General features: G+C 42.9%; 6 protein-coding genes and 1 pseudogene. 2 read left to right on the plus strand and 5 right to left on the minus strand.

What is annotated here, in order from left to right; genetic code table 11:
- Both ACK5NH_RS20740 and ACK5NH_RS20745 read right to left on the minus strand, forming a co-directional pair.
- Window positions 1–387: pseudogene (locus ACK5NH_RS20740) on the minus strand (methyl-accepting chemotaxis protein); the annotation flags it as partial.
- A complete protein-coding gene (locus ACK5NH_RS20745) occupies window positions 387–1,376 on the minus strand; it encodes a substrate-binding periplasmic protein (RefSeq protein ID WP_416923139.1) in 990 nt (329 codons plus the stop codon). The pseudogene ACK5NH_RS20740 and the gene ACK5NH_RS20745, both read right to left, overlap by 1 nt.
- A gap of 489 nt (window positions 1,377–1,865) precedes the next feature.
- Between ACK5NH_RS20745 and ACK5NH_RS20750 the strand changes: the two genes are divergently transcribed.
- The gene (locus ACK5NH_RS20750) at window positions 1,866–2,774 is read left to right on the plus strand and encodes a sulfite exporter TauE/SafE family protein (protein ID WP_416923141.1); all 909 of its coding nucleotides are present in this window, start codon (window positions 1,866–1,868) and stop codon (window positions 2,772–2,774) included.
- A gap of 18 nt (window positions 2,775–2,792) precedes the next feature.
- Here ACK5NH_RS20750 and ACK5NH_RS20755 read toward each other — a convergent pair whose 3' ends face one another.
- From ACK5NH_RS20755 to ACK5NH_RS20765, 3 genes are all read right to left on the minus strand, one after another.
- Window positions 2,793–3,482, minus strand: coding sequence for a SapC family protein (locus tag ACK5NH_RS20755; protein WP_416923143.1), 690 nt, complete (start codon window positions 3,480–3,482; stop codon window positions 2,793–2,795).
- Window positions 3,483–3,518: 36 nt separating this feature from the next.
- Window positions 3,519–5,042, minus strand: coding sequence for a tryptophan halogenase family protein (locus ACK5NH_RS20760; protein WP_416923145.1), 1,524 nt, complete (start codon window positions 5,040–5,042; stop codon window positions 3,519–3,521).
- Window positions 5,043–5,138: 96 nt separating this feature from the next.
- Complete coding sequence (locus ACK5NH_RS20765; protein WP_416923149.1) at window positions 5,139–7,760, minus strand: TonB-dependent receptor; 2,622 nt, start codon at window positions 7,758–7,760, stop codon at window positions 5,139–5,141.
- 426 nt (window positions 7,761–8,186) lie between these two features.
- Between ACK5NH_RS20765 and ACK5NH_RS20770 the strand changes: the two genes are divergently transcribed.
- Window positions 8,187–8,399 (plus strand): LacI family DNA-binding transcriptional regulator (locus tag ACK5NH_RS20770; RefSeq protein WP_416923147.1); only part of this gene is annotated, 213 nt, incomplete at its 3' end.

Below are 8,399 nucleotides of genomic sequence, written 5' to 3' on the forward strand. Positions count from 1 at the left end.
AGTCGAGAAGGCAATGGTTAAGCGCCCGGTCGGATTACCTTGGTCGCTGAACTGTAACTCTCTTGTTTGTAGGTCGCTTGCGGCAACGGCCTCGGTTTGTTTGTCTTCGGCGAGCAATTTACCCCGATGATCCACAACGGTGATTTGATAGATTTGCTCAGACTTTAACATGACAGACAACACGGCACGGATCTGCTCGTAGTCGTAGGTAAAAATCGGCTGCGCCATGGTGACTTGAAGATTAGCAACGGTATTGTCTTCAAAGGCCATTTCGTTGCTGGTCAAGGTATCGCTCGCCAACCAATAGGACACCCCAAATAGCACGCTGACTATCATAAATATCGCAGCTGCTAACCCAATTTGTACTTTTAAGGCTAATGTTTTCATTATTTTGCACCTTGCATACTAAATAGATCTAACCACAACTCTTGGCGTTCAATGGGGGTTAAGGGACTTAAATCTGGCGTATCGAGACGAATAATGACGCGCTGCTCGAACTGGGCATCACGGTAGAGCTTGTCTATTTTAAGCTCGCGATTAAACATCTCATCGAAGCTGCCGTCGCTTATCATATTTTCGAGCCCCGCTAAGATTGCCGCCGCTAACTCGGGACGTTTGGGGGACACAAAAAAATATGCTGGCGAGCGATATTGCAGCAGGATATGAGTATCGATTTTCAGCGCGGGATCGGGGTGGCTTGCGAGTTCATCGCCAATTTCCTGTGCGCCGAGGGCGAGGTAATCGAATCGGCCACCCTCTAACATCGGATAGAGATTGGTGTATTGATAGCTAGTCACGACAGGCAAACCATTAGCTTCGAGGATGCTAGCATCGGGCCAATAGCGGTTTTGTCCCGCTTTTAATTGCTTAAAATCTGCCAGCGTTTTTACATTAGCAAATCTGGTCTCATCCGTTTTGCGGATAATTAACAGGCGGTTACCAAGCAATCCCTTAAACAAGGGGATACGAACTGGGAGCACGGTTTCCTCAAGCTCCTTAGAAGTCATGCTCCAAAAAACATCGACTGTACCGGCCAGCGCTTCTTCGACCTTACGTTTCTGGTTCATCTGCGTCGACATTTGCTCGACCTGATAGGACTGACCAGTGCGGCGCAGCGCCTCTTTGAGGAGATTAAACTGCCATTGCTGTTGGATGGTGGTCACGATCTTGATGGGAGCGGGATTGTTTGTCGAAGAAATGCCAGCCGCATAGGCGGCATTTGCAAGCGTAAACGACGCGGACGCCACTGCGGCTATCGCAGTGAAACTAAAAGCACAAACCATAGCGCTCGCCCAAAGTCCAAAGATGGGCATCAACAAACGCTTAGCAAAAGTAGTTACTACGCTGCCAAGCGGTGTAGCAATATGAATAACCATGAATCGCAGCCTCTTTTTATGACTGGAATATCCAGCGAGTTTTATTTTTTAATGCCGCTAACTTGTCTGCTTATCCTAAGCAAGGTCGCTCTACCTAAAAAAATGGCTGGGCACTGCTTACAGTACCCAGCCAACGCTAGTTTCTGGGGAGAGACTATCAAAATATTAAAGACAAACGTATCGCCGCCCGACCAGCAATACTTCTGCCAAGTACATGAATAAGGAGACCTCATCCTCTTCATGCAGACCTTACTAAACAACGAATCACACAAGCAGATGACAGCGTTGTCATTCATTAAATTACACAAGAAAGAACAGGTTTTCTACATTTTTTTGACATTTGTCGATATTTTTTTAGAAAAAACACCTTTAACCATTAAATATCAATAGATTATGTTTTAACTTTTTATTTCCACACCAGTGTGACAACGCTGTCTTTGACTGATAACATGCATGCAACAACTCACCTATCCCACTCAATAACTCAAAATGCTGCCATATGGCCTTATCTTCAAACGTAGAAATATTAACCTCAGCCAATATTATCGACCGATAGCAATAGTCATTGTGCTATTGAGTGCATGGCTATGTTGGTTAGTCCAATTTCATCAACCCGTTGAGTTAATAAAACAATACGGTCAGTTTCTGTTTTTGGGGATAACAGGAGCCATCTTTGCAAATGCCACAGGAGCGGGAGGCGGAGTGATCTTTATTCCGGTGTTCTCTAGTTTAAATTTCAGTGAAGTTCAGAGTGTCTCCACGTCATTTATGATCCAATGTTTTGGTATGACGGCAGGGGCGATTTCATGGTCAGGCTACTATCGACGACACCATTACCATGACAAAACCTGGTCAGGCTTTATTCCGAGCATTTTATTAGCCGCGACCTGCTCAGTACTTGGCCTTTGGAGCAGTCAGTTATGGCAATTAAACTCCCCTTCCTCACTACATACTAGCTTTAGCCTTTTCTCTATCATATTAGGGATAGCGATCATTATCAGCAGCCAGCGACGTACTCTTCAAAGCCATCGCCTCAACGCCCTAGACTATTTTTGGCTAGCATTAATTGGCTATTTTGGCGGGATCATCACCGCCTGGTTATCGGTTGGCGTGGGCGAACTGCTAGTGATCTATCTGATGTTACGGGGAGTTTGTGCCAAGATGGCCGTTGCCATCGGAGTGGTGGTATCGGCGATTACCGTCTGGTCGGCAAGCTCAATACATGTGTTTTCGAGCGACACTCATGCCCTATTCGAGCTGGTACTATTTGCAGGCCCTGGCGCAATTATCGGCGGTTTGTTAGCGCGAAAATTGGCGCTATTTCTCCCAGTCAAAACCTTAAAGCTGTTTTTCTCGAGTTGGATTATTTTGACTGGGGGTGTCATGCTCACAAACTAAAATAGAAAGCTCGCTATGTTATCTTTCCATCACTAAGTCAATTAAACTTAATGAACAAAGATGTGCATAAATCGCCGAATAGAAACCCCGTTTAGCAAAATCGAGCAAAGTCGCATCATCTAACTGCTGTAGTTTTGACTCATCAATGGTATAAATCCCATCAATATTCGTTTTCGTGCCATCGAGCGCCGTGACTGTGAGTGTTCTTGGTTGTAATAACTCATGTTCCAACAATACTTTGATAAAGTACTTCGTCATATCTTGATAACTAGCTTGTAAACCTGCGAGCTCTAGCTTCTTAGACAAATAGTCCGTTTTCTCACCCGTCTCGGTAAATAATCGGTGAGTTTCATTTTCAGCTACGGATGAGTTGTTAATATCGATGCCTAAGATAATCTTTTCTTCATCGACATGGCTCATCCCTAATGGATACAACTGTACTTGGATCGGTAAGTATCTGGATTGCCACTGCCCATTTTTTAGCAGCTTATTGGTATTAGGTTTTAGCGCGGTAATCGCTATCGAGACAAACTCGCCGGTTTGGTTATTCTTTGTAAATATGATAGGAAAGCTTGTTGCAGCCGACATAAACTCTTGAACTTGCAGAGGTAACATATGCACAGTTTCAAAGTAGCTGTAATCGACCTTATCACCAATAGCCAAGTTCTTATGGCTCGAGTCATTTAAAGGTACAAATTGTGTTTTCATTTTATTTTTCCTTTTTACCCATTAAATTTAAAACGATTAAATAGATTGCAAGCCATAGGTACAGATTTTATCGATCAACTCCCTATGCTCAGGTAAGCCATCTAGCATCTGACGTTTTACTTTCGACATTCTGTTCATATAAGCATTCAAATTGGCTTTTGCCACTAAACCAGTGTCATGCGGTTTAGTTGGATATTTCATACCATAAAGAACGTATAAATAATTGTCTAAGTTAAACACTTCGAACTTAGATGGAAAATCCTCAGCAATCGGACTAAAGGATTGCCATAACTCAAGCCGTTGCTTCAATCCTTCAGGGATAGTCTCTGCAGCCTGATTATCAAGCCAAAATGATGAGTCAGTTCTATCGGATAAACAGTAATGTAGTTTGGCAAATTCAACGACCCGATCCCATGCGTAGCCCACCGCATCATTAAACCGCTTTGCTAAGTAATCAACATCGTCTGCATGTGCAGGGAAACGTTCTGCTAAAAAACGCGCAGAGAAATCCGTTAATAAAATGGATGTCGCTTCAATCGGCTCTAAAAAGCCTTGGGCTAGCCCTAAAGCCACACAATTTTTTACCCAAAATTGTTGACGATGGCCCACTGTCATTGGAATTTTACGATGCGGGACATCAGCAAGTTTGCCACCGAGATAATGGTCAAACTTCCGCTCGGCCTCGGCCAGTTCCATATGAGCAGAGGAATATACAAATCCCGTTCCGCGGCGCTGGGTAAGTGCAATATCCCAAATCCACCCCGCTTGATGAGCCGTTGCTTGAGTATAAGGAGGGATGATGTCCGTAGGTTGCGTTGGGATTTGCGCGACTAACGCAGTATCAATAAACAGTTGATGCGCTTTACTGATAAATGGCACTTTTAATGCCTTAGCTAACAAAATAGATTCAAAACCACTGCAATCAATATAGAAATCGAAAGGCAAATTACCTTGATCAGTCTGTAAAAATTCAATAGCACCATCGCGGCCTAAACAAACATCTCGCACAGTCGTAAAAATGTGCTCAACGTTGAATTTCTCAATGGCATTTTTAGCCAGTAATTTGGCAAACTTTGCCGCATTCAGATGATAGGCATAGCCTAACACTCCGGCATATTCAGGTGTAGTGATCAGCTTTGGCGCTTTTGCGGCTTCACAAACAAGATGCTGGGGAGAAACATAATCAGCAAAATCGCCTTGTTTCTCGGCCAACCAAGCAGAAACAGTATCTATGCCTTGTAAATTAATGATATCAAATAGATGGTGATAGAAATTATCCTTACCATGTCGCGCTTTATCTAACCAATTTACAAATTTAATTGACTGCTTAAATGTCACATCGCATGAGCGAATAAACTCTGATTCACTGATCCCAAAACTCTGTAGTGATTTCCGAATTGACGGAACAGTACCTTCACCAACACCGATGATAGGAATATCAGGAGATTCAATCAGCGTGATGGATAGTTCAGAGCGCCCCTGCAACACTCGTCCTAAATGATTCGCCGCTAACCAACCTGAAGTCCCGCCCCCTATAATGGCTATTTTTCTGATTGTCATAACGCGCCTCTAAAATTGAGTAAGCTGAGTTTATTGTTGGTGTTTTTGATAATAAAAAGCCTAGCGATTGCTAGGCTTTTTCGTCACTGAATTGAATTAGAAACGCAGTGCTACACCAAGTTTGTAGCGAGCTTCACCATCGAAGCTCCACACAGGGTAGTTATCTTTAAACTCACTGATAACGCCTTCAGCATCAACAGGTGATACACCTTTCTGAATGCTATCTTCTTCAAGTAAGTTAACCACTTCAAATGTCACAGATAAGTAATCAGTTACATCGTAGTTAGCACTTAAATCAAGCGTGCCGTAAGCTTGGTGCTCGCGGTTACCATAGAAGCCTGGTAATTCACGCATCATGTACTCAGAACGCCAGTTATAAGCTACACGAGCAGAGAAATCATCGATTTCATAGTAACCCACTAAGTTAACAGTATGCTTAGAGGAGTCAGAGAACACACCTACACGGTCCGCATAGTTTTCAGCTGGAGATGAAGCATCAGCAAAGGTGTAGTTAGCTGAGTAACCAAAACCATTGTCAAATGAGTCTTGCAACTGCAACTCAATACCATCGATAGAGCCACCGTTAGCATTGTAGTTTTCACTGACGGTCCAGCAGTCGTAGATACCAGCGCCACAAGAGCTACTACCTTGAGCAACTAAGTTAGGATCATTAATACCAATCTGTTGGTTCAGCTTTTCTCTCGTCGAAATGAAAGAGCTAACATCTTTAATGAAGTAAGTAACAGCAAATAATCCTTCACCGCTGAAGTACCATTCTAAGCTCAGATCTGCCTGTGATGCTTTGAACGGCTGCAGATTCACACTACCAGTTACTTTCTTCTCGTTGCCTGGCGTACCGTCGTTAAAACCAGGTAACTTAGAGGTTGCAAACAGGTCGGCATAGTTAGGACGTGAAATAACCTGCGCTGCTGATGCTCTTAAAATTAAGTCACTATCCAAGTCAAACGCGATGTTCATGCTTGGTAAGACATCGTTATAGCTTGCCTTATCAGTGCTTAAACCATCGGCATAAGTACCCGTTTGGCTGAATGCATAATAGTCAGACTCGACATCAGTAGAGATATATCTTAAACCGAAGTTACCACGCACACCTTCACCAGCGAAAGTTGCCATAGTGTACAGGGCTAAGTTTTTCTCTTGCAGCGTACCGTAACCAGACTTATCTAAAGTAAAGCCATCAATAGCGCCATAAGCATCTCTGATCATATTGTCAAAAATTGGCTTAGGTAAGGTAAAACCAGCGCCAGATGACATAGTGCCAGAGTAATATTCAGAGGCATCTTTTGCGACGATATTAGATGATTGTGCAGCTTCGGTCGTTTGAGTTACATCGTGGTCTGCATAGCTAATACCTGATTTAATAGAGGTAATAACGCCAAACTCAACCGGAACTGTAATATCGAAGGTCGCAAATGATTCTTCGTCTGTGTTAGGTTGTTTTTTCAGTGCCCAACCAGCAGTTTCCAATTGACCGTTGAAGTCACCCGCATCAAATGAGTTGTTTGCAATGTTGATGTCAATCACATCACCAGTTGCATCGTAAGTCCCGGCGAAATCTTCTGGTTTACCAATTGATTGACCGTAGTTAGAAGTAAGATCGGTACCACCTTCAGCTTTAGTTTTACCGATACGGCCTTCTAACTTATAGTTTTCAGCCTGATAAGCGAAATCTAAATCCACAGTGTCTGATGACATACTTGCTTTACGAGCCCATGTTTGTGCCCAAGCAAATCCGCCTTTATCTGTGTGTTCAACTAATGTACATACGCCTGCGGCATTTTTCTTAAGACAAGTATTCTCACCTTGCTGGGTTGGGAATAAGAAAATTGACGTGTTAGCGTTGTTAGCATCGAGCTGTAAGCTCATAAAATTCAGACCGAATTCGAGGTTATCGGTTGGTCTGTATTGGAATGCGGCATTTAAAGCTGTGCGCTCACGGTCTTGCTGGAAAGTTGTAGGAACAATTTCCCCCCAACCTAACAGAGTTTCAATACCGTTACGTTGATATTGTGTTTGATCCAGAGAACCTGCCACTAGGAAACCAAACTTCTCATCTTCCGTTTTCCAGCTGTACAAACCTGAAGTTTGTGGATCAATTTCTTCTGAAACGGTTCCGTAGTCCCCTTTCGCACTCAGGAAGACTGAGTTGGCTTCCAAATCTAATGGTTTACGAGTTTTAACAATTACAGTACCGCCAATACCACCTTCAGCGATATCAGCTTGAGATGATTTGTAAACTTGAATACCACCAACCATTTCTGGAGGCAGTAAGCTGTAGTTAAAGCTACGGTCGATAGCTTGTTGGTCAAACCAACCCGTTGAAGCGACGGAATGGCCGTTCAGTAATGTGCTAGTTAATTGGCTAGAAGCACCACGAATAGAGACTTGTTGTCCTTGACCAAACTGACGGTTTACTGCAACACCTGGAATACGACCTAAGGACTCACCAACGTCACCATCAGGGAATTTACCAATATCTTCAGCAGTCACAGCATCAACGACAGAGTCAGAAAAACGCTTGTCGTTAACAGAAGCTTTCATCGAAGCTCTCATACCACGAACTTCAATTTTTTCAATATTTTCAGCAGCGGCAGTGGTTTCAGCTTCTGCAGCAACAGCTCCGATTGAAACAGCGCTGCCGAGCAGGATAGCAATGTTTGTAGCTAGTACACTTTTCTTAAAGGATGATGGTCGCATCTCGTTTCCCTTCCATAACTTTATTATCGTTTTAGTATTCATAACCATTCCGATGGAATGACAACGCTGTCATGTCTAGTGCAAACATTACACAATAATTAACAGCCTTGCCACAACAAAATAACTCTGGACGAAAAAAAATGTCATAAAGCTAGGTTGAGAGAAGAGAAATCACAATATATTCAAACAAAAATAAACACTTAAATATTTTGATGTAAAATTACAACTTATAACCGAGTGTTAACAGTTGAAAAATGCCTCAGTTTGTAACAATTCAGCATTGCTATACGCGGTAAATGCTCGCACTATAAGAAGCATAATAAAAAGTAAGCTGACAACGCTGTCGGCTTGTAAATTGCGCCTAAAGGATTTAGGTTCATCAATTAGCTAGCCCTTCGCACATTTGAATAAAGAGTTTGTAGATCAATGAAAGTCACTATCAACGACGTCGCTAAATATGCCGGAGTGTCAATCAAGACAGTTTCCCGCGTAACCAATAACGAACCCTCGGTAAAACAAGCCACGGTTGATAAAGTGAACGAGGCCATTAAGGCATTAAACTACCAGCCCAATCTCGCAGCCAGAAACCTTGCTGGCACAAAATCCTATGCCATTGGTTTTATTTATGATAATCCCAAC

This window comes from Shewanella sp. (genome assembly GCF_047975355.1).
Taxonomy (GTDB): Bacteria; Pseudomonadota; Gammaproteobacteria; order Enterobacterales; family Shewanellaceae; genus Shewanella.

Bases quoted from the DNA above. Each gene is read 5' to 3' on its own strand.
- ACK5NH_RS20755 (WP_416923143.1), bottom strand. From the start codon at position 3,482: ATGAAAACACAATTTGTACCTTTAAATGACTCGAGCCATAAGAACTTG.
- ACK5NH_RS20745 (WP_416923139.1), bottom strand. From the start codon at position 1,376: ATGGTTATTCATATTGCTACACCGCTTGGCAGCGTAGTAACTACTTTT.
- ACK5NH_RS20765 (WP_416923149.1), bottom strand. From the start codon at position 7,760: ATGCGACCATCATCCTTTAAGAAAAGTGTACTAGCTACAAACATTGCT.
- ACK5NH_RS20750 (WP_416923141.1), top strand. From the start codon at position 1,866: ATGCTGCCATATGGCCTTATCTTCAAACGTAGAAATATTAACCTCAGC.
- ACK5NH_RS20760 (WP_416923145.1), bottom strand. From the start codon at position 5,042: ATGACAATCAGAAAAATAGCCATTATAGGGGGCGGGACTTCAGGTTGG.